Source organism: Ferrovibrio sp. (assembly GCF_036381655.1).
Taxonomy (GTDB): Bacteria; Pseudomonadota; Alphaproteobacteria; order Ferrovibrionales; family Ferrovibrionaceae; genus Ferrovibrio.
In genome coordinates this window covers 1-22,212 of the sequence record NZ_DASVCJ010000040.1, presented here as the reverse complement: position 1 = coordinate 22,212, position 22,212 = coordinate 1, and the positions used below count along the sequence as shown (strand labels likewise).

Genomic DNA, 22,212 nt, shown 5'->3' with positions numbered 1-22,212 from the left:
CGGCCTTTCCAGTTCAACTTGTTCCATGTCGCCGCCCGCCGGCATCGCCGGCGGCGGTCCGTCGATTTGCAGGAGGTCTCCATGTCCTTTCTCGAACCGCGTCCGGCCATCACCGTGACCGATACCGATTACGAACGCCTGATCGTGCTGGCCGACCAGATCCGGCCGCGCCAGCCCGCCGTCGCCGCCATGCTGACCGCCGAACTCGACCGCGCCGCGCTGGTCGCGCCCGAGCGGATCGCCGCCGATGTCGCCACCATGCGCAGCCATGTCGTCTTCGGCTACGAGCATACCGGGCGGCCGCATTGGCTCACCATCGTCTATCCCGGCGAGGCCGATCTCGACCGCGCCTTCGTCTCGGTGGCGACGCCGGTCGGCGCCGCGCTGCTCGGGCTGAAGGAAGGGCAGAGCATCGCCTGGTCGACCGCCAGCGGCGAGCGCCGCGCCATCCAGCTGCACAAGGTCGTCTACCAGCCCGAGCGCGCCGGGCGCTACGACCTCTAGCGCCCGGTAGCCGCCGGCCGGCGCCGTTGCTAACATCCATTATCAGGCCAGCCGCCACGGGAGATCGACCATGCAGTTGCCGTTCTTCGTCACGCCCCTCTATGCGGCGCTGTGCGGCATCCTGCTGGTGCTGCTGTCCCTGCGCGTGGTCAGCGGCCGCTTCTCCCGCCGGGTCAGCCTCGGCGATGGCGGCCATGACGACCTGCGCCAGGCGGTCCGCGCCCAGGCGAATTTCACCGAATACGTGCCGCTGGCGCTGATCCTGCTGTTCCTGCTCGAACTCAGCCGCCAGGCGCCGGTCTGGGCCCTGCACCTGCTCGGCAGCGCGCTGCTGCTCGGGCGCGTCGTCCATGCCTGGGGGATTCTCTCCAGCGCGAGGATGCCGCAGCCCGGCCGCGCCATCGGCATCGGGCTGACCTGGACCACGATTTTGACCGCCGCGATCTGGCTGCTGGTCATCGCTTTGACACGGCCGCTCTAGAGCGGAAGGCGTAAACCGGGCGCGTCGATGCGGCGTTGGCCCGACACTCTGCTGGCATGGGAGGTGGACGCGCCATGGAGTTCGATTACGTGGTGATCGGCGGCGGCTCTGCCGGCTGCGTGCTGGCGCGCCGCCTGAGCGACGACGGAACCAGCCGGGTCTGCCTGCTCGAAGCCGGCCCGCCGGACGATCATATCCTCTGCCGCGTGCCGATCGGCGCCGCCGCCTTCATGCCGACCCGCTGGCACAACTGGGCCTTCGAGACCGAGCCGCAGCCCGGCTTCGGCGGCCGGCGCGGCTATCAGCCGCGCGGCAGGATGCTCGGCGGCTCCTCCGGCATGAATGCGATGATCTACATCCGCGGTCATGCCGGCGATTACGACGACTGGGCCGAACTGCACGGCGCCAGAGGCTGGGCGTTCAAGGACGTGCTGCCCTATTTCAGGCGCGCCGAGGGCAACGAGGCGTTCGGCGGCGCGTATCACAACCAGGACGGCCCGCTGCATGTCGCCGATCTGCGCTCGCCCAGCCCGGTCAGCGAAACCTTCCTGCAGGCCTGCGACGCGCTGCAACTGCCGCGCAATGCCGATTTCAACGGCCCGGAGCAGGAGGGCGTCGGCTATTACCAGGTCACGCAGAAAAACGGCGAGCGCTGGTCGGCGGCCCGGGCCTATCTGCCGCCCGAGGTGCGCGCCCGCCGCAACCTGCATATTGAAACCGATGCCCGGGTGCTGCGCATCCTGCTGGCCGGGCGCCGCGCCGTCGGCGCGATCGTCAAAAAGGGACGGAAGGAATTATCCCTGCGCGCCGCCGCCGGCGTGGTGCTGTGCGCCGGCGCGCTGCAATCGCCGCAGCTGCTGATGCTGTCCGGCATCGGCCCCGGCCCGCAGCTCAGGGACGAAGGCATCCCGGTGCTGCATGAGCTGCCCGGCGTCGGGCAGAACCTGCAGGACCATGTCGACTTCATCCTGCTCTACAAGGCCGCCACCACCGAGCTGATCGGCCTGTCGGCCGCCGGCGGCCTGCGGCTGTTGCGCGAAATCCGGCGCTGGCGCCGCGAGCGCCGCGGCCAGTTGACCAGCAATTACGCCGAGGCCGGCGGCTTCCTGCGCTCCGATCCGTCGCAGCCGCGGCCCGATCTGCAGCTTCACTTCGTCATCAGCCTGGTCGACGACCATGCCCGCAAGCTGCATCGCGGCCATGGCTACAGCCTGCATACCTGCGTATTGCGGCCGAAAAGCCGCGGCAGCGTCGGCCTGAAAAGCGCCGACCCGATGCTGCCGCCGAAGATCGATCCGCAATTCCTGACCCATCCCGACGATGCCGCCCTGCTGCTCAAGGGCGTCAAGCTCGCCCGCCGCATCATGGCCGCCGCCCCCTTCCAGGCCCTGCGGCCGCAGGAGCTTTATACCGCCGGCATCGAAAGCGACGATGCCCTGCTGGGCGAAATCCGCAAGCGCGCCGATACCATCTACCATCCGGTCGGCACCTGCCGCATGGGCGCCGCCGACGATCCCGGCGCGGTCGTCGATGCGGCGACGCTGCGCCTGCGCGGCCTGGACGGCCTGTGGGTCGCCGACGCCTCGGTCATGCCCGCGCTGATCGGCGGCAACACCAACGCGCCGACCATCATGATCGCCGAGAAGGCCGCCGATCTGATCCGCGCGGCCGAGCCGCCGGCCGGGGCCTAGCGCCCCGCCATGCAGCTTATCGGACGGTAACCTTCCCGGATAGTAACCTTCATCCTTGGCGCCAATCTGCCATAAACGGAGGCGGCGCAACGGAATCGGGACGGATGATGGCGCAGATTCTCTTGGTCGAAGATGAAATCCTGCTGCGCGACAGCCTGCAGCTGATGCTGCAGACCGCGGGCCATTCCGTCGTTACCGCCGAGAACGGCGCCAGGGCCCTGGACCAGGCGGCCCGGCATGACGGCTTCGATGTCGTCATCACCGATATCCTGATGCCGGAAACCGACGGGCTCGAGGCCATCATGCTGCTGCGCCGGAACAGCAGGAATGTCCGCATCGTCGCCATATCGGGCGGCGGCCGCACCCGCAACATGGACCTGCTCGAATATGCCAAGTCCTTCGGCGCCGATGCCGTGCTGGCCAAGCCCTTCCGGCCCGATCAGCTTCTCGCCGCCATCGACCGGGTGCTCGGCAGCGTGATGTGATGCCGGGCGAGGTGGTCACCCCCTTCCGGCCGGCAAGCGGCAAGGCTGGCGCCGCCACCCGATCCGTTCGGCCAAACGCCGCGCCGGCGGATCTGCGCAGCTATGTGCTCGGCCTGCCCAACCCTGCCCAGGTGCTCGCCGCCATGGCGGCGGGCTTCGAATGGGTCAATGGCGTCATGGTGGAGCCCCCGGTCGACCTGCCGGGCCCGATGATGCGCTTCGATCTCAACGATCTGTATCGCGATCTGTAACCGCCGGCCGTACCGCGGCATCGCCATCCAGGATTTCGCGCAGCTTGGCGGCGAGGTCGTGGTTGCGGAATGGCTTCCACAGCAGATGCACGCCCTCCCGGTCGTCGAGAATGCCATTCTCGGCATAGCCTGAAATATGCAGGATCTTCTGCGACGGCTTGTCCTGCAGCATATGCAGCGCCATTTCGCGGCCATTCATGCCGCCCGGCAGTATGATGTCGCTGACGACGAGATCGAAGGATTGCCGGGCGAAGGCATCCAGGCCCTCCGCCGCCATGGCGACAGCGGTGACCACGTAGCCGAGGCCGCTCAGCAGAGCGACGGTGTGGCGCCGCACCATCTCGTCGTCCTCCACCAGCAGAATCCGCTCGCTGCCGCGAGGGGCGGGCGAGGGGTGCGCGGCAGGCGCGGCGGCGGCGTCCGCTGCCGGCGCTTCGGCCCTGGCGCGCGGCAGATAGAGCGTCACCGTGGTACCGATCCCGGGCTCCGACTGAAGCTGGACATGGCCGCCGGATTGCTTGACGAAACCATAGACCATGGGAAGCCCCAGGCCGGACCCCTTGCCGAGCTCCTTGGTGGTGAAGAAGGGTTCGAAGACGCGGGCGGCGACCTCGCGCGGCATGCCGGTGCCGGTATCGCTCACCGTGACGGTGACGTAATCGCCCGGCTGCATTTCGCGGATCTGCCGCGCCGCCGCCTCGCTCATCGTCAACTGCCCGGTTTCGATATCGAGGCGGCCGCCTTGCGGCATGGCATCGCGCGCATTGATCGCCAGATTCAGGATCGCCGTCTCGAACTGGCCCGGATCGACCAGGGCAGGCCACAGCTTCTCGCCGCAATCGAGGTTGATGGTGATCTGCGCGCCCAGGCTATGCTGCAGCAGCGGCTGCAGCGCAAGCAGCGTCTGATTGACGTCGATGACGCCGGGGTCCAGCGTCTGCCGCCGCGCGAAGGCCAGGAGCCGCTGGGTCAGCTCGGCCGCCTTCTCGGCGGCGTCGCGCGCCAGAACGGCCACCCGCGCCAGCGGTTCGCTGCCGTCCAGCCGGCTCGCCAGCAGGTCGGTATTGCCGAGGATCACGGTCAGCAGGTTGTTGAAATCATGCGCGATCCCGCCGGTGAGCTGGCCGATGGCATCCATCTTCTGGGCCTGCCGGAGCTGCTCTTCCATCTCGTGGCGCTTGGTCACATCGCGGAAATAGACCGCCAGGCCCGCCTTGTGCGGGAAGGCGCGCACTTCGAACCAGGCCTCGAACGGCGGATAGAAGACCTCGAATTCGCGCGGCCGCCTCTGCGTCATGACGGTATGCAGCTCGGTCCATGCCACGGTATCGCGGGCGTCGGGGAAGGCGTCCCACAGCATCCGGCCGATCAGCTCCCCGCCGGAGCCTAAGATCCGCTCGGCGCGCGGGTTCAGATAGGTGAAGCGGAAGGCATCGTCGAGGGTATAGAAGGCATCCGACATGGTGCGGAAGATCGCTTCGATATCCTGGCGCCCCTGCTCGGCGGCAGCGGCCATGGCCGCCAGCCGTTCCTCATTGCGTTTCGAGTCCCGCTGCCAGCCGCGGACGATGCGAAAGGCCAGGGCCGACAGGCCGATCGCAACCGCCATCATGATGGCGGCCAGCACGGCCAGCTGGATGGATTCCTGACGCCAATGGGCGAAAACATCGCGTTCGGCAAGGCCGACGAAGACGACGAGATTCCGGCCGGGCACTTTCTGATATGCGGCGAAGCGGCGCAGGCCGTCCACCGCGGCGGGCGTCTCGAAGGTGCCTGCGGGGGATTTGGGGAGCAATTCGCTGAAGACTGGCAGGCGGCTGAAGTCGAAGGCGAATAATTCGGGATTGAACGGGGTGCCGGCGATCAGGCGGCCGTCGGTGCGCAGCAGCCCGATGGTGCCGTGGGTGCCGAGGCGGATCAGGTCGTAGGTATTCTGGAAGGTTCCAAGCGCCATCACCGCGATGAGGGCGCCGGCGAAGCGGCCCTTGGGGTCCTCCAGCCGGCGTCCCATGCTGATGATCCACCTGTTCTTGGCATGGTCGATCCGGCCGACCGCCGTCGTGCCGATCGCCATCGCCGTGCCCGGCATGTCGCGCAGCCTGTGGAACACGTTGCGGTCGGAAAAATCGATGCCGTCGACCTGCTCGGCGGTGGAGGAATGCCGCAAACGCCCGGCGGCATCCACGATATAGAAGGCATAGATGTTCGGCTGCAGCGGCAGCCGCTCGCGCAGGATGCGATGAACGAAAGGCCGGTAGGCGGGATCGTTCAGGCGGGCGGTATCGAGCTGATTGAGAATGCCCAGCAGCGCCTGGTCGGTCGCCGCCATGGTCTGCAGGGCATGTTCGGACATCAGCTTGGCAAGGTTCTGCGTGTCCCGATAGGCCTGATCGCGGGTTTCGCGATAGTCCAGCAGGATCGAATAGCCGACCAGGCCGAAGACGGCGAAGAGCAGCGCGGCGCAGATGCCGACGGTCAGGCGCGAGACCGACCAATGATAGAGGAGTTTCATGATATCAGGAGAGGCGGTGGATCGTCGTGAGTTTCCGCCATTTTATCCCTGCCACCCGGTCGGCATAAGTTAAGGTCCGGTAAGCATCGGCCGCCCCGCGCGCCGCATGGAACGGGCGGCGCCCGGCCGGAATGACGAATGGATAGGACGGCTTAGCTGCCGCTTTCCTTCCAGGTCACGGTGTAGAGATCGAAGCGGCGGTCCTTCAAATTGCGCACCGTGCCGCTCTGGCGGGCGGTGACGAGGCTTTCGAGCTGCAGGTCGGCGATCGCCACCATTTCGACATTCGGCGTGGTGTCGGCGGCGATGCCGTCGCGGGCGAAGGCGAAGTCGCAGGGCGTCAGCACGCAGCTCTGGGCATATTGGATATCCATGTTCTCGACATTCGGCAGGTTGCCGACATTGCCCGCCATGGCGACATAGCACTGATTCTCGACGGCGCGCGCCTGGGCGGAATAGCGCACCCGCAGATAGCTCTGGCGTTCGTCGGTGCAGAACGGCACGAACAGGATTTGCGCGCCCTGATCGGCCAGATGGCGCGCCACTTCGGGGAATTCGGCGTCGTAGCAGATCATCACGCCGATCGGCCCGCAATCGGTCATGATGGTGTCCATGCTTTTGCCGCCGGTGATGTTCCACCAATAGCGCTCGTTCGGCGTCGGATGCAGCTTGCGCTGCTCGTGGATCGCGCCGTCGCGCAGGCAGACATGGCAGATGTTGTAGACCTGCCCGTCCGCGTCGCGGGTCGGATGCGAGCCGCCGATGATGTTGATGTTGTAGCCGACCGCCAGTTCGCCGAGCATCGCCTTGATCCGGTCGGTATAGGCGGTCAGCGCCGCGATCGCCTCCGCCGGCGGCACATGCCGGTTCTCGATCGACAGAAGCTGCAGGGTGAACAGCTCGGGGAAGACGACGAAATCCGCCTTGTAATCGGCGACCGCGTCGACGAAATACTCGACCTGGCGGGCGAATTCCTCGAACGAGGCCACCGCGCGCTGCTGGTATTGCACGCAGGCCACGCGCACCAGACTCAGGCGCGGCAGCATCGGCGCCGCCACCACTTCGGCCTCCTCGGCGATCTGCGGATTGCGCCACAGCATATGCGTGCCGAAGCCGCGCGATTCGTGATCGGTGCCGAGATAGCCGCGCAGCACGCCGATCGGCTCGAAGCCGTTGCGCAGCTGGAAATTGATCACCGGATCGCGCAGGCGGCCTTCGCGCACCAGTTCGACATAGCGCTCGGCCGAGCCGACCTGGCTCCAGCGCCGGTTCAGCCCGGGCATGCGGCCGCCGAAGACGATGCCCTTCAGATGCAGGCGCTGGCAAAGCTGCTTGCGGGCGTTATACAGCCGCTGGCCGATGCGCAGGCCGCGGTAATCGGGATCGACGCAGACCTCCATGCCGTAGAGGTAATCGCCGTTCGGATCATGCCGCGAGCCATAGCCGCGGCCGGTGATGGTGGCCCAGTCATGCGGCGCCAGCGCCAGCGCCTCGCCGATGCGGAAGGTGGCGCAATAGCCGACGATGGCATCGTCATAGACGGCGACGAACTGGCCTTGCGGAAAATGATGCTGATGGCCGCGCAGCTGCGCTTCCGAATAGGTGCCGTCGCTGCCCAGGGCGGCATAGACCTTGGCGGTCAGCGCGCGGATCTTCGGGATGTCCGCCGGCGCCGCCTGGCGCAGCACCAGCTTGGGTTTGGTCGGCTCGTTCATCGCAGACTCGTTTTTTCTGATTGTTCTGTGCGGCGGAACGGCAAGCAGGAAGGCGCATGGCGAGCGCCATGGCGGGAAAAGACGGAGCCCGGAATGCCGGTCCTAGGTCTCATGAGGAGGTGGGTCGCCCGCCGGCTGCCTGGGGGGGAGGGGCGGCGGGCGACCCGGGAACAGGGCCTGCTGAGAGGGGGCCTGTTGAATGAGAATGACTGTGGCCGACAAAAACGGCGGAATTGAGGCGGAAGCCCGGGCCGCGCCGCGAATCCCGCCGCAGCGCCGGTAAATGCCGCATTATCAAAGGCTTAGAGGAGGGGCCTAGATTTCAAGGCGGTCCGCGGGGCGGAATTCCCGTTTCTGGGCCGCGATGCGGAACGGCGCGTTGGCGGCGCCATAGCCGCCGTACCGGCGCCGCTCGACGACCTCGAAAAAGAACCCCTCGCCGTAATTCCGGCTGTAGATCTGGAAATATTCGCCGCCGGCATCGCGGTCGTAGAGGATGTTTTCCGACCGCAGGCGGTCGAGCAGCGCGGGCTCGAGGCCGAAGCGGACGCCGATATCGTCATAGTAGTTCGGCGAAATCGTCAGCGGGTGGAAGCCGTTTGCCTTCAGCGCCGCGACCGTGCGGAAGATGTCGTCCGTGGCGAAGGCGAGGTGCTGCACGGCCGAGCCGAAGCTTTCGGCGATGAAGCGGCCGGCAAGCGTGCGGTGGTTTTCGGCGCCGTTGAGCGTGATGCGCAGGCTGCCGGTTTCGTTCTCGATCACCTGGCTGCGGACCAGGCCGGCCGGATCGACGATATCCACCATCGGCGTCTTCCGTGTCGCGAAGATCGATGTGTAGAACAGAATCCAGGTCAGCATCTCCTCGTAATTCATCGACTGCGCGATATGGTCGATGGCGGCCAGCCCGGCAGGGGCGATGCCGGCCGCATCGGCGACCGGTTCGAACTCGATCTCCCAGACGCGGGCGAGGTCGCTCTTGCCGTCGATGAAATGCATCACGCCGCCCCCCACGCCGCGGATCGCCGGGATGCTGAGTTCGCCGGGTCCGACCGGCTGCTCGAAAGGCTCCGCGCCGAGGGCGCGGGCGCGCTGCATGGTGTCCCGCGCGTCTTCGACGCGCAGGCCGATATCGCAGACGGACGTGCCGTGCATCAGATAGGCGGCATGGGCAAAGCCCTCGCGCTCGGTATTGATGATCAGGTTGATGCCGCCCTGGCGCCAGAGCGTGACATCCTTCGATTTGTGGCGGCCGGCCTTCCGGAAGCCGAGCGTGCGGAACAGGGTTTCCAGTTCGGCTGCCTCGCTCTCGTCGGCGGCGAACTCGACGAATTCGATGCCCTCGGTGCGGATGCGGTCGGGGATCGCCGGTCCCGGCATGCGGATGCCGGGCTCCTCGCGGCAGACGCGGTCCATCAGGTTGACAAGCGAACGCTTGCCGTCGATGGCGATGACTTTTGGCGAGCCGGCGCGGAACTGGTCGTTGAAGATCTCGAGCGACAGCACGCCGTCATAGCCGGTGGCGGCCACGGCGCGCATGAAATCGACCACCGGCAGGTCGCCCTGGCCCGGCATGTTGCGGTAATGCCGGCTCCAATGCAGAAGATCCATCTCGATCAGCGGCGCATCGGCGACCTGCACGATGAAGATCTTGTCCTTCGGGATCGAGCGGATCGACGCGACATCGATCCTGCGTGCCAGGGTATGGAAGGAATCGAGAATCAGGCCGATATTGGGATGATCGGCGCGGCGCACGATCTCCCAGGCGTCGCGATGGTCGCTGATGTGCCGGCCCCAGGCGAGCGCCTCGTAGCCGACGCGCAGGCCGCGCCGGGCGGCGCGTTCGCCGAGTTCGTGGAAATCCTCCGCCGCGCGGTCGATGCCGCCCAAGGCCAGCGGCGAGACATTGGAGCAGACCAGCATCAGGTCGGTGTCGAGGTCCTGCATGACGTCGAATTTGCGTTCGGCGCGGTCGAATATGCGGCTGCGCTGCGGCTCGGGCATGCCTTCGAAATCGCGGAAGGGCTGGAACAGCGTCACCTGCAGGCCGGCATCGCGCACGATGCGGCCCACCTCGCGCGGCGTGCCGTCGAAGGCGAGGAAATCCGCCTCGAAAATCTCCACGCCCTCGAAACCGGCGGCGGCGATCGCCTGCAGCTTCTCGGTAAGCGTGCCGCTGATGGTGACGGTGGCGATCGAGGTTTTCATGGTCGTGCCTCCCTCAGCGGCGAGCCGTCTCCGCAATGAGCGAACCAGTTAGTACATAATAGTCCGGCAGGCTGCCGAGTCAAACAGGCCCCGCCGGCCTATGCCGGCGATTTCAGCACGTTGCGCAGGACCATCTCGACGACATGGCCGCGTAGGGCGGCCAGCGCCTTTCTGGAGGAGAGATCGACGCGGAAAATCTGCGAAAAGGTCGCCCGGTTGGAGACGTTGAAGAAGCAGAGCGCGCTGATCTGCCAGTGCAGGTCGATGGCGCTCAGCCCCTTGCGGAACACGCCTTCCTGCAGGCCGCGCTGATAGACGCGTTCCAGCTCGCCGATCGCCGAGACGTTCAGTTCCTGGATGGTCTTCGAACGGGCGAGATAGGCGCCATGGTGGATATTCTCGATCATCACCAGGCGGATGAAGGCCTCGTTGGAGGTATGATGGTCGAAGGTGAATTCGACCAGCCGGCGCAGCGCCTCGACGGGGCGGAGATGCTCGAGATCGAGCTGCGCTTCGGTGGTGCGGACCTTGCGATAGGCTTCCTCGAGCACGGCGAGGTATAGCCCTTCCTTGTCGCCGAAATAGTAGTAGATCATCCGCTTGCTCGAGCCGGTCTTGGCGGCGATCTCGTCGACCCGCGCCCCGGAAAGGCCGTTCTGCGCGAATTCGCGCATGGCGACCGCGATGATGTCCTGCTTGGTCGCCTCTGGGCTGCGGGGCTTGCGCGGCGGGCGGGTCCGGCCAGCTTTCGATATGTCATTCATCGGCGTGCATGTCCCCGCGAATTCCCCATCCGTCGTTTCGGCCGGCGCCAAGGACCGCGTCTGCCGCAGCCGCCGGACCGCCGTCTTGCATACTCTAAGGCGACGAAAAGAAACAGGATTTGCTGCTGCCGGCCGGCCGCGGGCCTTATTGTGTGGCGCCCGCATTGACTAAACTAACTATTCCGTACATTCTGAGTCTAGAGCCGTTCTGGAGGAAATGTGCCGGCCCAGCACGACAATTGCGTGGCATTGCTGCGAGGCGTGATTGCCGCACATCCGAATGCGCGGATGCCGGCGGGCGGCCCGCCTCTGCTCGTCGGCCTGATCGGCCGCGGCATCCAGGCCTCGCGGTCGCCGGTCATGCATGAACGCGAAGCCGCAAGGCTCGGGCTCAGCTGCTCTTATCTGCTGATCGATTTCGACCGCCTGCAACTGACGGATGACGCCCTGCCGGCGGTCCTGTCCGCCGGCGCGGCGGCCGGCTTTCAAGGCTTCAACGTCACCCATCCCTTCAAACAGCAGATCGTCCCGCATCTCGATGCGCTGTCGCCGGACGCCGCGGCGATCGGCGCGGTGAACACGGTGGTCATCGCCGGCGGACGGACCACCGGCCATAACACCGATAGCTGGGGCTTTGCCGAAAGCTTCCGCAGCGGCCTGGCCGGGGTCGCTCTCGGCAAGGCGGTGCTGTTCGGCGCCGGCGGCGCCGGCGCGGCGGTCGCGCATGCCCTGATGGAACTCGGCGTTCAGGATCTGGCCGTCATCGACAGCGACGCGGCCCGGGCGCAGGCCCTCGCCGCGCGCCTGCAGGCCGTCTGGGGCGCGCGCGTGCATGCGGGCGAGGATGCCGCGGCGGCGCTCGCCGCGGCGGACGGGGTCGTGAATGCCACCCCGGTCGGCATGGCCAAGTATCCCGGCACGCCATTTCCGGCGGCGCATCTGCAGGCCCGCCATTGGGTGGCGGAGATCATATACTTTCCCGACGAGACCGAATTGCTGCGCTGCGCGCGCGCCAGAGGCTGCCGGGTCTTGAGCGGCACCGGCATGGCGATCGGCCAGGCGGTGCGGGCATTCGAGCTGTTTACCGGCCGCAAGCCGGACATGCAGGCCATGGCCAGTCATTTCGAGGCGGCGGCTTGAACCAGCCCGGGACGCCGCAGCTATTGGAAGGATCAACTCGGGCGTAAATCACCGCAACCGGCGGTCAGAAAAAGGGAGGAATTACAATGACACAGCACACCACGCGCCGCAGCTTTCTCGCGGCCAGCGCCGCTGCCGCCACCGCCGCAACGGTTGGCGTGAGTTTTCCGGCCCTGGCGGCCGGCAAGCCGAAGCTGCGCTTCTCGGCGGTCTTCTCCGAACAGGATATCCGCGCCGAAATGATGAAGAAATTCGCCGACGCGATCGCCGGCGATTTCGCGTTCGAAGGCTATTACGGCGGCAATCTGTTCAAGCAGGGCACCGAACTCGTCGCGCTGCAGCGCGGCAACCTGGAAATGGGCAATATCGCGCCGCAGGACATCTCCAAGCAGCTTCCGGCCTGGTCCATCCTGACCGCAGCCTATCTTTTCCGCGATGCCGACCATCTGCGGAAATTCTTCGCCAGCGACCTCGGCGCGGAAATGAAGCAGATGACCGAGGACAAGCTCGGCGTGCGCATTCTGGGGCCGACCTATTTCGGCGCCCGCCAGGTCGGGCTGAAGCCGGACAAGAAGATCACGACGCCGGCCGACATGGCCGGCATCAAGCTGCGCATGCCGCCGGGCGAGACCTGGCAGTTCCTCGGCGAGGCGCTCGGCGCCAATCCGGTCGCCATGGCCTATGCCGAAGTCTATACCGGCCTGCAGACCGGCGCGATCGACGGCCAGGACAATCCGCTGCCGAATGTCGAGAACATGAAGTTCTATGAGGTGATGTCGCAGATCGTGATGACCTCGCATCTGGTCGGCTTCGATTTGCTGACGGTGTCGAACAAGGTCTGGAAAGGCATGGCGCCGGACGTGCAGAAGCGCTTCCAGGCGGCGGCCGATTCCGCCATCGACTTCTCGACCAAGAAGCATCTGGCGCGCGAGAAGGATCTGGTCGCCTTCTTCAAGAGCAAGGGCCTGAAGATCTACGAGCCGGATCAGGCGGCGTTCCGCAAATACGCCCAGGAGAAATACCTGAAATCCGATCTGGCCAAGGACTGGCCGAAAGGCATGGTCGACAAGATCAACGCGCTCTAACAGAGTAGATGGCGCCCTGGCGGGACATGCCGCCAGGGCCTTCGTTTGCCAGTCAGCGGAGATCGGCCTTGCATCCAACCCTGCTCCGGATCGGCGGCTGGCTTTACCGCCGCGCCGAAAACATCCTTGCCGCGATGCAGCTGGCGATGTTCGTCGCCTTCATCCTGCAGATCGCCTTCCGCTACCTGATGAACTTCCCGATCGGCTGGACCAATGAAATCAGCGTGGTGCTGTGGATCTGGCTGCTGCTCTGGGGCGCGGCCTTCGTGTTGCGCGAGGACGAGGAAATCCGTTTCGACCTCATCTATGCCGGTGCCGGGCCCAGGCTGCGCCGCGCGATGCTGCTGCTCTCGGCGGCGGCGCTGATCGTGCTGTACGGCCTGTCCTTTCCAGCCGCTTTCGACTACGTCACCTTCATGAAGGTGGAGAAGACGGCCTATCTCGGCATCCGCTTCGACTGGCTGTTCTCGATCTACATTGTCTTCGTCGCCGGCGCGCTGATCCGCTATCTGTGGCTCGGCTGGCGCGCCATCCGCGGCTCGACCCCGGCGGCGACAACCCCGGCGGAGGCAGCGGATCGTCCATGACTCTCGCCAGTCCTTTCTCGGTCTCGATCGTAACGATCTCCGTCCTCGCCCTGCTCGGGCTGCCGATCGGCCATGCCATGATCGCCGGCTCGATCCTGTATCTGCTGCTCGCCGGGCTCGACATGGGCACCGCGGCCGAGCAGCTGCTGAACGGGCTCTATTCGAACTACATCATTCTCGCGGTGCCGCTGTTCATTCTGGCCGCCGAACTGATGAATATCGGCTCGATGACCGACCGCATGCTGCGGTTCTGCAATGCCATCGTCGGCCGTTTTCGCGGCGGCCTCGCCCAGGTCTGCGTGCTGCAGGCGATCATCTTCGCCGGCATGTCCGGCTCGGCCATCGCCGATGCCGCCGGGCCGGGAAAGATGATGTTCAGCATGATGACGGCAGACGGCAAATACCGTTCCAGCTTTGCCGCCGCGCTGATCGCCGCCACGGCCGTCATCGGCCCGATCATCCCGCCTTCGATCCCGATGATCATTTACGCCCTGGTTTCGGATGCCTCGATCGGCTACCTCTTCCTCGGCGGCGTGGTTCCCGGCCTTCTGATGGCGGGCGGCCTGATGGTCATGGTGTTCCTGAGCGCGCGGCGGGAGAAGCTGCCCGTCGAGCCGCCGGTTCCGCTGCGCAAGCTGCCGGGCATCACCTGGCGCGCTTTTCCCACCTTGATGATGCCGGTGGTGCTGCTCGGTGGCATCTATAGCGGCGTGGCGACGCCGACCGAAGCCGCCGCCGTCGCCGCCGCCTATGCGCTCGTCATCTCGGCGTCGCTCTATCGGGCGGTCAGCCTGAAAGCCTTCTACCGTTCGATCCTCGACAGCGCCCGCACCTCGGCCTCGATCGGCATGCTGATCGCCGGCGCCCTGGTGTTCAACTACGTCGTGACCGTCGAGAACATCCCGGAGTCCATCAGGCATCTGCTCGTCGCCTGGCAGCTGTCGCCGCTGACCTTCCTGATCCTGGTCAATATCCTGCTGCTTGTGCTCGGCTGTATCCTCGAAGGCACCACGATCCTGCTGGTCGTCGTGCCGGTGTTGATTCCGACCGCCAAGAGCCTCGGCATCGACATGGTGCATTTCGGCGTCGTCGTCGTCGTCAACATCATGATCGGCCTGATCACGCCGCCCTACGGCCTGCTGCTCTTCGTCATGACGCGGATTTCCGGCGTGCCGATCCGCGACACGGTCCGCGACGTCATTCCCTTTCTGCTTGCGCTGCTCGGCGCGCTGGCGCTGATCACGCTTATTCCAGACCTCGTGCTCTGGTTCCCCCGGTTGCTGGGCTACCAGGGCTGATCGCATTCATTGCAAGGAGATGCCGCCGTGACGACTCTCAAGCCGATCTTCATCCTCAACGGGCCGAACCTGAACCGTCTGGGAAAACGCGAGCCCGAAATCTACGGCCATACGACCCTGGCGGAGGTGGAGGCGATGTGCCGCGCGGCGGCCGGCGAGCATCCGGTGCGCTTTCACCAATCGAACATCGAAGGCGAGATCATCAACTGGGTTCATGAGGCGATCGACGGCGGCGCCGGCATCATCATCAATCCGGCGGCGTTCACCTTCACCTCGATCGCCATCCTGGATGCGCTGAAGATGTTCAACGGGCCGATCATCGAACTCCACATCTCCAATATCCATCGCCGCGAGGCCTATTATCACAATTCCCTGGTCTCGAAGGTGGCCACCGCCGTGATCGCCGGCCTGGGCGCGAAAGGCTACGGCTTTGCGGTGGAGGCGATGAAGGATTTGCTCGGGCGCTGACGGGCGGCGCGGCCTGGCCGGTATCGGGGCGCTTAAACCGCTGCCGCTCCGGGCGAATTCCGCCCTGTCCATCTGCGGCGTCATGGTAACAATCGTAAACGGCTGAGCTGTTTGAGTTTTTTCAGCCGCTCCGATAGAGTCGCCGGCCATGAGCGACCCGCCTGCCATGCTGCGTCTGGGCTTAGCGGCTGGCGGCCTGCGCCAGGCGCGGCGGCATCCGCTGCTGCAATCGGGCCATCGGGCCCGGCGCCATCGCGAACGGCTTGCCCTGCTGCGCCCGAACGGGACGGGTGCCGCGGCCAGCGGCTGGCTTTGCCTGACCGCCTTCGAAGACGGGGCGGCCGCCGCGCCGGCCCAGAGAGAAATTCAACGAGAGATTCAACGAGAAATCCGGCGCGAAATCCTGTCCGTGGTGCCGCAATCCTGCGCCGCGGGCGAGGCGCCGGCCGACCTGCCGGCCCTGCGCCAGGTGGCGCAGGGCGAGGCGAATGTCTCGGTTCTGCGGCTGGACGGCGACAGCGTGCCGCTCGAGGCGCAGTTCGTCAGCGCAACCTGGCGGCATGGCAGACAGGCAGCGGCCTACGAGGAACTCGTACTGACGGCGCCGCCCGGCGCGGCGGCGCGGCTGACGGCGCTCGGCGCGGCGCTGGCTTGCGACCTGCCGGTGCAATGGTGCGGCGGCCCGCCGCTGCTGGCTGCCGCGGCACGCCTTGGCGTGATCGTGCCGCCGCCGCTGCGCGCCGGGCAGATTCCCTTCGCCATCGACGACGAGGCGGCCAGCACCGGCGCGGCTTTCATCGCCGGCGCGCGGCATTGCCTGGCGCAGTTCGATGCCAATATCCAGCCGGTGCTGTGCAACCGCGACGCCGAGGGCGTGCATCAGATGCGCGTCGCCTTGCGCCGCCTGCGCTCGATCCTCGCCACCTTCAAGGCGATCCTGCCGCCGGAGACTCTTCTGCCGCTGAAGGAAGAGCTGCGCTGGCTGAGCGAGCCGCTCGGCAAAAAACGCGATCTCGATGTCTTCCTCGCCGAGACGCTGGCGCCGCTGCGGCAGACGCTGGAGCGGCAGGGCAGCCGGCTGCCGGCGCTCGCTCATCTCGCCGCGGTGCTGGAAGATCGCCGTGAGGCCGCGCAGGTCGCGCTCGAATCGGCGCTGCTTGCGCCGCGCTGCGCTGCCTGGCGGCTCGGCTTCGCGCATCTGCTGGACGATTTGGAGCAGAGCATCGCCGCCGGCGGCAAGAGCGGGCGGCCGGAAATCCTGCAGATGCCGGCGCGCCAGTTCGCCGCCCGGCTGTTCCGGAAGCGCCGCGAGAAGATCAAGGCGCTGGGCGATCGGCATGCGCGCCTGCCGCCTGCCGAGCTGCACCAGCTGCGCATCCGCGCCAAGAAGCTGCGCTATGCGGCGGAATTCTTCCGCCCCTTCTTCGGCCGCAAGGAAATCCGGCGCTTCATCGAGGCGCTGGCCGAATTGCAGGACCGGCTCGGCGTGCTCAACGATGCCGATATCGGCGGCAGCCTGGTGCGCAACATCCTCGATGCGCCGGAGCGCGATGCGGCCGCGGCGGCGCTGGCCGGCTGGTTCGCCGGCCGCGAGCGGCTGCAATTCGATCATCTGGGCGAGGCCTGGGAGGCCTTCGCCGCCGTCAAGCCGTTCTGGAAGGACGCGCTGAAAGGCTGACGGCGGGATCGGGCGGGCCTAGCGCGGCCGGCGCAGCGCGATGCCGAGGCAGATCAGCCAGCCGATCACGGTCCAGCCGCCCAGGCCGTTGGCGACCAGGATGCGCTGGCGCCAGGGATGGCGGCTCCGCCAGGCCAGCAGGCTGGGGAAGAAATAGACGGTCGCGGCCAGCAGCAGGCCGACAATGGTGGGAAATCCGGCACCCATGCCGCACCTTATGGCGGTTCGACGGCCCCGGTCAAACCGTTGGCTTGGCGCCGGAAATCGCTATAGTTCGGCGCAGATTCAGGCCCGTTTCGCTTTGGGCGCCAGGCAGGGGAATTCGCATCATGCCGCTCCACACCAAGCTCGTCACCGTTTTCGGCGGCTCCGGCTTCATCGGCCGCTATGTGGTCAAGCGGCTGGTCCAGCATGGCGCGCGGGTGCGCGTCGCGATCCGCCGGCCGGACGAGGGATTGTTCCTCAAGCCGCTCGGCAGCGTCGGCCAGATCGATATCGTGCAGGCCAATATCCGCTCGCCCCGCTCCGTGCAGGCCGCCGTCGCCGGCGCCGATGCGGTGATCAACTGCGTCGGCATCCTGTACGAAACCGGTCCGCAGAAATTCGCCAGCGTCGTCGCCCGCGGCGCCGAAGCCGTCGCCTTCTGCGCCAGGGAAGCCGGGGTCAAGCAGCTCGTGCATGTCTCGGCGATCGGCGCCGATGCGCAAAGCCGCTCGCGCTATGCCCAGGCCAAGGCCGCCGGCGAGGCAGGCGTGCGCAAGCATATGCCGCAGGCGACCATCATGCGTCCCTCCGTGGTATTCGGCCCGGAGGACCAGTTCTTCAACCGCTTCGCCGCGATGGCCAGCCTCTCGCCTTTCCTGCCGCTGGTCGATGGCGGCAAAACCAGGTTCCAGCCGGTCTATGTCGGCGATGTCGCCGAGGCGATCGTGCGCGCGCTGACCGATCCTGCCGCGGCCGGCCAGACCTACGAGCTGGGCGGACCGAAGGTCTACAGCTTCCGCGAGCTGCTGCAGCTTACGCTGCAGGAGATCAAGAAGAAGCGGCTGCTGCTGTCGCTGCCGGGCGCGCTGCTCAAGCCCGCCGCCTGCCTGATGGAATTGCAGCCGATCTTCGCGCCGCCGATCACGCGCGATCAGATCGACCTGTTGAAGTCGGACAATGTCGTCAGCCCCGGCGCCAGGACGCTGGCCGATCTCGGCATCCAGCAGGCGACGCCGGTGGAAGGCACCATCGAAGGCTATCTCTTCCGCTACCGTCGCGGCGGCGGCCGCTTCGAGCCGCGCGTCAGCTGATCCTCAGGCCTGGCCGTCCAGCGCGCCGCGCCAGCGCCGGCCGCCGGCGATCCGCCGGCCGTCGCTCAGCGTGACGGTGAAATCGCCGCTGTCGTTGGTCTCGCTCGCCCGCACATGCCGGCGGTTGACCAGCCGCGAGCGGTGAATCCGGACGAAGCCGCGCGCCGCCAGTTCGCGCGCCGCCGCCGCCAGGGTCTGCCGCTGCAGCAGGCTTTTCCCCGGCAGATGCAGCTCGACATAATTGCCGGCCGCCTCGATCCATAAAATTTCCGCCGGATCGACGAAGATGCGCCGCGCGCCGTCGCGGATTTCGATCCGGCCGCCGGGCGCGGCTGCGGCCGTGGCGGCTGCCGGCACCGCGACGATGGCGGGTTTGCGCAATGCCGCCGCCAGCAGCCAGGCGCCCAGCACCATGCCGGCATAGGCCAGCGCATCCTTGCGGCCTTCATAGATCAGCGTCGCCAGCAGCCGGTCCCGGCCGATCGCATAGGCGCCGCCGAATAGCGGATAGAGAAGCACGCGCAGCAGCGTCATGCCGCCGATATGCACTGCGCCGAAGGCCGCGAGCCCGGCAAGGTGGCCGGCCAGCATGCGGGGCCAGCCGATCCGGCGCGGATCCAGCCGGCCCGCCCAGGCGAAGACGAGCGGCGTCAGCGCGAAGATGATGACGATGCTGCTGGCTTCGTTCAGCGCGAAGGGCCAGAACGGCCCGGCGGCGCCCGTGCGGCCGGCTTCCATCCAGAAGGAGGAGGCGACGACCGCCGAGACGATCAGCAGGATGCCGGCATAGGTTGCCCAGATCCAGAGCGGAAAGCGGAAGCGGCGCCGGGGGCCGCTGCCGGCGCGGTTTTCCGCGCCGTTTGTCGTTGCGTCAGGCGCGCCGTTGACCGCGTCATGCGCCGCGCCGTTCGCCGCGCCATTCATCACGCCATTCGTCCCTGGCGGCCCGCCACTCGTCCCCGCCTCGGTCATCGCCGGCCGCCATTCATGGCAGGAAGGCCGCCGGCCGTCCCGCCGGTGTCGCGTCCGCCGCGCCGCCATGGCAAGCCGGCCGGGAGACTCCGCCAGATGGAAGGCCAGAGGGAGGGCCAAGTGGAGGGCCAAGTGGAGGGATGGGCCATGGGCATCGCGTTTTGCATTTCCAAGCCGGCTGCCGCCGCTTCCGCTTTCGTCGCGCAGGAGAAGACTGCCGCGCGGCGCTGCGATCTCGACTGGCTGCGCATCATCGCCTTCGGATTGCTGATCTTCTACCACATGGGCATGTTTTTCGTCACATGGGACTGGCATGTGAAATCCGCCCATGCCGGCCCGGCGATCGAGCCGCTCATGCTGCTGACCAGCCCCTGGCGGCTGTCGTTGCTGTTCCTGATCGCCGGCGCGGCGACGCGGTTCATGGCGGAGAAGACACCGTCGATTGCCCTGCTGCGTGCCCGCAGCAAGCGCCTGCTGCTGCCGCTGATCCTCGGCATGCTGGTGATCGTGCCGCCGCAAACCTTCCTGGAAATCACCGAAAAGCTCGGCTGGGACGGCGGCGTTCTCGCCTTCTACCGGCTCTACCTCACCGGCTATGACGGCTGGCATCCGAACGGCCATCGCCTGATCGTGCCGACCTGGAATCATCTGTGGTTCGTCGCCTATCTCTGGGTCTATACCATGACCCTGCTGGCGCTGCGGCCGTGGCTGCATGCGGCATCCGAGCGGGGCTGGATGCGGATGGCCGCCGCGCGCCTGACCGCGCCGGGAATCCTGCTGCTGATGCTGCCGGTGCTGCTGGCCTTCCGGCTCGGCCTGCGGCCGCGCTTTCCCGAAACCCATGCGCTGCTCGACGACTGGTATCTGCATGCCGAATATTTCACGCTGTTCCTGTTCGGCTATGCCATTGCGCGCAACGGCGCCGTCTGGCAGGCGATCGAGCGCCTGCGCTGGCCGGCTCTGATCGTCGCGCTGGGCTGCTATGCGACCATCGCCTGGGCGATGCTGCGGCATGTCGCCGTCGCCGGCAGCCTGCGCGATGTGGTCTGGACGCTCGATCAATGGGCCTGGATCGTCATGCTGCTCGGCTTCGCCCGGCGCCGGCTCGATCACGACAATGCCGCGCGGCGCTATCTGACCGATGCGGTGTTTCCCTTCTACATCCTGCATCAGACCGTCATCGTGACGATTGGCCATGCGCTGAAGCCTTTCGGCCTTACCGCGGCAGAGGAGGCCGGCATCATCGTGGCGGCGACCGTCGCGGCCTGCTTTGCCGGTTACGAGATCGTACGGCGCAGCGGCCCGTTGCGGCCCTTCTTCGGCCTGAAGGCGGCCTGATGGGTCCGGAGGTCGCGCCGCCCATGCCCTGCTGCGGCGGGTGTCAGTTCTTCCGCATCGCCGCCACCATGGCCGGCACATTGTGGCGGAACATCCGGATGTATGTGTCGGCCGGGCCGCCTTTGGGCGACAGCGTGTCGGAATAGAGCGGCGGACCGATCGCGGCGCCGGCCTCGCGGGCCAGTTGCTGCATCAGGCGCGGATCGGTCATCGTCTCGATGAACAGCGCCCTGACATGCTCGCGGCGGATCTGCTGGCTCAGCCGGGCGACGCCGGCGGCGCTCGGCTCGGCATCGGTGCTGATGCCGACCGGCGCAAGGAAGCGGATGCCGTAGGCCGAGCCGAAATAGCCGAAGGCGTCATGCGAGGTGATGATCCGGCGCTTCGCTTGCGGCACCGTCGCGATCTGCGCGCGCACCCAGGCATCGAGCTGTTCGAGCGCGGCGCGATAGGCGGCATGGCGCTGGCGGTAGATTTCGGCATCGGCCGGATCGGCGGCGATCAGTCCGGCGAGGATATTGTCGGCATAGACCATGCCGTTGGCGAGATTCTGCCAGGCATGCGGATCGGTCGCCGCCGCGGCCTTTCCGCCATCCGCTTCCCCGCCGTCCGCTTCTTCCGCGCGCATGGTCTGCGGCACGATGCCCTGGCTTGCCACCGTCACCGGGCCGCGATAGCCGGAGGCATCGATCAGCCGGTCGATCCAGCCTTCCATGCCGAGGCCGTTGACGATCACCAGTTTGGCACCGGCGATGGTCCGGGCATCGCCGGGCTTGGGCTCGTAAACATGCGCATCGCCGCCCGGCGGCACCAATGCGGTCACGGCGACCTGCTCGCCGCCGATCGCGGCCGCCATGTCGCCCAGCACCGAGAAGGTGGCGACGACCCGCAGCGGCGCGGCGGCGGCAGCAGCCGGCCGCAGCGGCAGCAGGACTGCCAGGCAGATCGCGGCGAGAGACAGCAGCGCCGGAAACAGCCGGACAGGACGGGATGGCAGGCGGCGGTCTGGCACGGTCGGGGTCCTCAGCGCTTGGATAATGAATGTTATAGTATAACATATCATCTATATCGCAAGCCGCCCGGAAAAGATCATTGGCCCGGCCATGCCGAAGGGCGGGTTGCGCTGTTTCAGATCGGGAGCGCGCAAGCCGTGAAGGACGGGACGGGAATAACAGGGCAAGGAGGTCGTCATGCGGGGTTCGGTCTGGAAACGCTACGGTTATGGCTGGGTGACGGGCGGCTTCTTCCTCCTGTCGCTGCTCGGTCATTGGGTCTTCGCCTGGTATGCCTATGTCGATCAGCAGCGCCAGCACGGGCAGGACCTGAAAGTTTCGGAATACGTGGTGGAAACGACGCGCGACGTGCTCGAGAACTGGCAGTCGGAATTTCTGCAATTGCTCTGGCAGGTCGGCGGCCTCGCCATCCTGCTGCATGTCGGCTCGCCGCAATCCAAGGAGGGCAGCGACCGCATGGAGGCGAAGATCGACGCGGTCCTGCTCGCCATCGACCTCCAGCGCGGCGAGCGCGTCATCCGCGACATCGACGGCCGCTACGAGGGGCGCGAGACCGACACCGTCCTGGCCCGGCGGATCGCCGAGGAGGGCTAGGGTGTGTCGTCAATTATGGGATTCCCAAAGTATTGAATGAATGATTCATAGGAGGTCGCCTGAAGCGAGGGGGCGACCGATGCGGCGATATGGACTGACCGACCGGCAGTGGGAAGTGATTTCCGGCTTACTGCCG

Annotated in this window: 21 protein-coding genes; 14 read left to right on the top strand and 7 right to left on the bottom strand. The window is 66.7% G+C overall.

The window, feature by feature from the left end; genetic code table 11:
- The first annotated feature begins 81 nt into the window (after window positions 1-81).
- The 5 genes from rnk to VF194_RS08015 all read left to right on the top strand — a co-directional run bounded on the left by rnk (window position 82) and on the right by VF194_RS08015 (window position 3,412).
- Window positions 82-504, top strand: coding sequence for a nucleoside diphosphate kinase regulator (gene rnk / locus VF194_RS08035; RefSeq protein ID WP_330889800.1), 423 nt, complete (start codon window positions 82-84; stop codon window positions 502-504).
- 70 nt (window positions 505-574) lie between these two features.
- Window positions 575-985, top strand: a complete 411-nt coding sequence (locus VF194_RS08030) for an MAPEG family protein (RefSeq protein WP_330889798.1) — start codon at window positions 575-577, stop codon at window positions 983-985.
- Between the two features lie 74 nt (window positions 986-1,059).
- Window positions 1,060-2,676, top strand: a complete 1,617-nt coding sequence (locus tag VF194_RS08025; protein WP_330889796.1) for a GMC family oxidoreductase — start codon at window positions 1,060-1,062, stop codon at window positions 2,674-2,676.
- 104 nt (window positions 2,677-2,780) lie between these two features.
- On the top strand, window positions 2,781-3,161 hold the full coding sequence (locus VF194_RS08020; RefSeq protein WP_330889794.1) for a response regulator: 381 nt from the start codon (window positions 2,781-2,783) through the stop codon (window positions 3,159-3,161).
- The gene (locus VF194_RS08015) at window positions 3,161-3,412 is read left to right on the top strand and encodes a hypothetical protein (RefSeq protein WP_330889792.1); all 252 of its coding nucleotides are present in this window, start codon (window positions 3,161-3,163) and stop codon (window positions 3,410-3,412) included. The genes VF194_RS08020 and VF194_RS08015 overlap by 1 nt, the downstream gene beginning before the upstream one ends.
- On the opposite strand, the gene VF194_RS08010 is transcribed toward VF194_RS08015, so the two are convergent.
- The 4 genes from VF194_RS08010 to VF194_RS07995 form a co-directional block, all read right to left on the bottom strand.
- Window positions 3,387-5,924 carry an ATP-binding protein gene (locus tag VF194_RS08010; RefSeq protein ID WP_330889790.1) on the bottom strand — a complete coding sequence of 846 codons (2,538 nt, stop codon included), beginning with the start codon at window positions 5,922-5,924 and terminating at the stop codon, window positions 3,387-3,389. The two genes, VF194_RS08015 and VF194_RS08010, sit on opposite strands and share 26 nt — an antisense overlap.
- Window positions 5,925-6,076: 152 nt before the next feature.
- Complete coding sequence (locus tag VF194_RS08005; protein WP_330889788.1) at window positions 6,077-7,639, bottom strand: GNAT family N-acetyltransferase; 1,563 nt, start codon at window positions 7,637-7,639, stop codon at window positions 6,077-6,079.
- A 315-nt stretch (window positions 7,640-7,954) separates the two neighbouring features.
- Window positions 7,955-9,844: a bifunctional sugar phosphate isomerase/epimerase/4-hydroxyphenylpyruvate dioxygenase family protein gene (locus VF194_RS08000; protein ID WP_330889786.1), complete on the bottom strand. Its 1,890-nt coding sequence runs from the start codon at window positions 9,842-9,844 to the stop codon at window positions 7,955-7,957.
- Window positions 9,845-9,942: 98 nt separating this feature from the next.
- Window positions 9,943-10,608, bottom strand: a complete 666-nt coding sequence (locus VF194_RS07995; RefSeq protein WP_330889784.1) for a TetR/AcrR family transcriptional regulator — start codon at window positions 10,606-10,608, stop codon at window positions 9,943-9,945.
- A 219-nt stretch (window positions 10,609-10,827) separates the two neighbouring features.
- On the opposite strand from VF194_RS07995, the gene VF194_RS07990 reads away from it, so the two are divergent.
- The 6 genes from VF194_RS07990 to VF194_RS07965 all read left to right on the top strand — a co-directional run bounded on the left by VF194_RS07990 (window position 10,828) and on the right by VF194_RS07965 (window position 16,864).
- Window positions 10,828-11,748 carry a shikimate dehydrogenase gene (locus tag VF194_RS07990; protein ID WP_330889782.1) on the top strand — a complete coding sequence of 307 codons (921 nt, stop codon included), beginning with the start codon at window positions 10,828-10,830 and terminating at the stop codon, window positions 11,746-11,748.
- 86 nt (window positions 11,749-11,834) lie between these two features.
- Window positions 11,835-12,833 carry a TRAP transporter substrate-binding protein DctP gene (gene dctP / locus VF194_RS07985; RefSeq protein WP_330889780.1) on the top strand — a complete coding sequence of 333 codons (999 nt, stop codon included), beginning with the start codon at window positions 11,835-11,837 and terminating at the stop codon, window positions 12,831-12,833.
- Window positions 12,834-12,901: 68 nt separating this feature from the next.
- On the top strand, window positions 12,902-13,420 hold the full coding sequence (locus VF194_RS07980; protein WP_330889778.1) for a TRAP transporter small permease: 519 nt from the start codon (window positions 12,902-12,904) through the stop codon (window positions 13,418-13,420).
- Window positions 13,417-14,718 carry a TRAP transporter large permease gene (locus VF194_RS07975; protein ID WP_330889775.1) on the top strand — a complete coding sequence of 434 codons (1,302 nt, stop codon included), beginning with the start codon at window positions 13,417-13,419 and terminating at the stop codon, window positions 14,716-14,718. Before VF194_RS07980 ends, VF194_RS07975 begins: the two co-directional genes overlap by 4 nt.
- A gap of 27 nt (window positions 14,719-14,745) precedes the next feature.
- Window positions 14,746-15,186 carry a type II 3-dehydroquinate dehydratase gene (locus tag VF194_RS07970; protein ID WP_330889773.1) on the top strand — a complete coding sequence of 147 codons (441 nt, stop codon included), beginning with the start codon at window positions 14,746-14,748 and terminating at the stop codon, window positions 15,184-15,186.
- 148 nt (window positions 15,187-15,334) lie between these two features.
- Window positions 15,335-16,864: a CHAD domain-containing protein gene (locus VF194_RS07965; RefSeq protein ID WP_330889771.1), complete on the top strand. Its 1,530-nt coding sequence runs from the start codon at window positions 15,335-15,337 to the stop codon at window positions 16,862-16,864.
- Window positions 16,865-16,882: 18 nt separating this feature from the next.
- Here VF194_RS07965 and VF194_RS07960 read toward each other — a convergent pair whose 3' ends face one another.
- Entirely contained in the window at window positions 16,883-17,071 is a 189-nt protein-coding gene (locus tag VF194_RS07960; RefSeq protein ID WP_330889769.1) for a superinfection immunity protein, read from the bottom strand.
- Window positions 17,072-17,193: 122 nt separating this feature from the next.
- Between VF194_RS07960 and VF194_RS07955 the strand changes: the two genes are divergently transcribed.
- Window positions 17,194-18,159 (top strand): complex I NDUFA9 subunit family protein, encoded by a 966-nt coding sequence (locus VF194_RS07955; RefSeq protein WP_330889767.1) that lies wholly within the window; start codon window positions 17,194-17,196, stop codon window positions 18,157-18,159.
- A gap of 3 nt (window positions 18,160-18,162) precedes the next feature.
- Here the strand turns inward: VF194_RS07955 and VF194_RS07950 are convergent, their stop codons facing one another.
- Entirely contained in the window at window positions 18,163-19,131 is a 969-nt protein-coding gene (locus VF194_RS07950) for a LytTR family DNA-binding domain-containing protein (protein WP_330889766.1), read from the bottom strand.
- 147 nt (window positions 19,132-19,278) lie between these two features.
- On the opposite strand from VF194_RS07950, the gene VF194_RS07945 reads away from it, so the two are divergent.
- Window positions 19,279-20,469 carry an acyltransferase family protein gene (locus VF194_RS07945; protein ID WP_330889764.1) on the top strand — a complete coding sequence of 397 codons (1,191 nt, stop codon included), beginning with the start codon at window positions 19,279-19,281 and terminating at the stop codon, window positions 20,467-20,469.
- 43 nt (window positions 20,470-20,512) lie between these two features.
- Here the strand turns inward: VF194_RS07945 and VF194_RS07940 are convergent, their stop codons facing one another.
- A complete protein-coding gene (locus VF194_RS07940) occupies window positions 20,513-21,481 on the bottom strand; it encodes a metal ABC transporter substrate-binding protein (RefSeq protein WP_330889762.1) in 969 nt (322 codons plus the stop codon).
- A 178-nt stretch (window positions 21,482-21,659) separates the two neighbouring features.
- Here VF194_RS07940 and VF194_RS07935 point away from each other — a divergent pair, with 178 nt between their 5' ends.
- Complete coding sequence (locus VF194_RS07935; protein WP_330889760.1) at window positions 21,660-22,076, top strand: DUF6766 family protein; 417 nt, start codon at window positions 21,660-21,662, stop codon at window positions 22,074-22,076.
- Window positions 22,077-22,212: the final 136 nt, after the last annotated feature.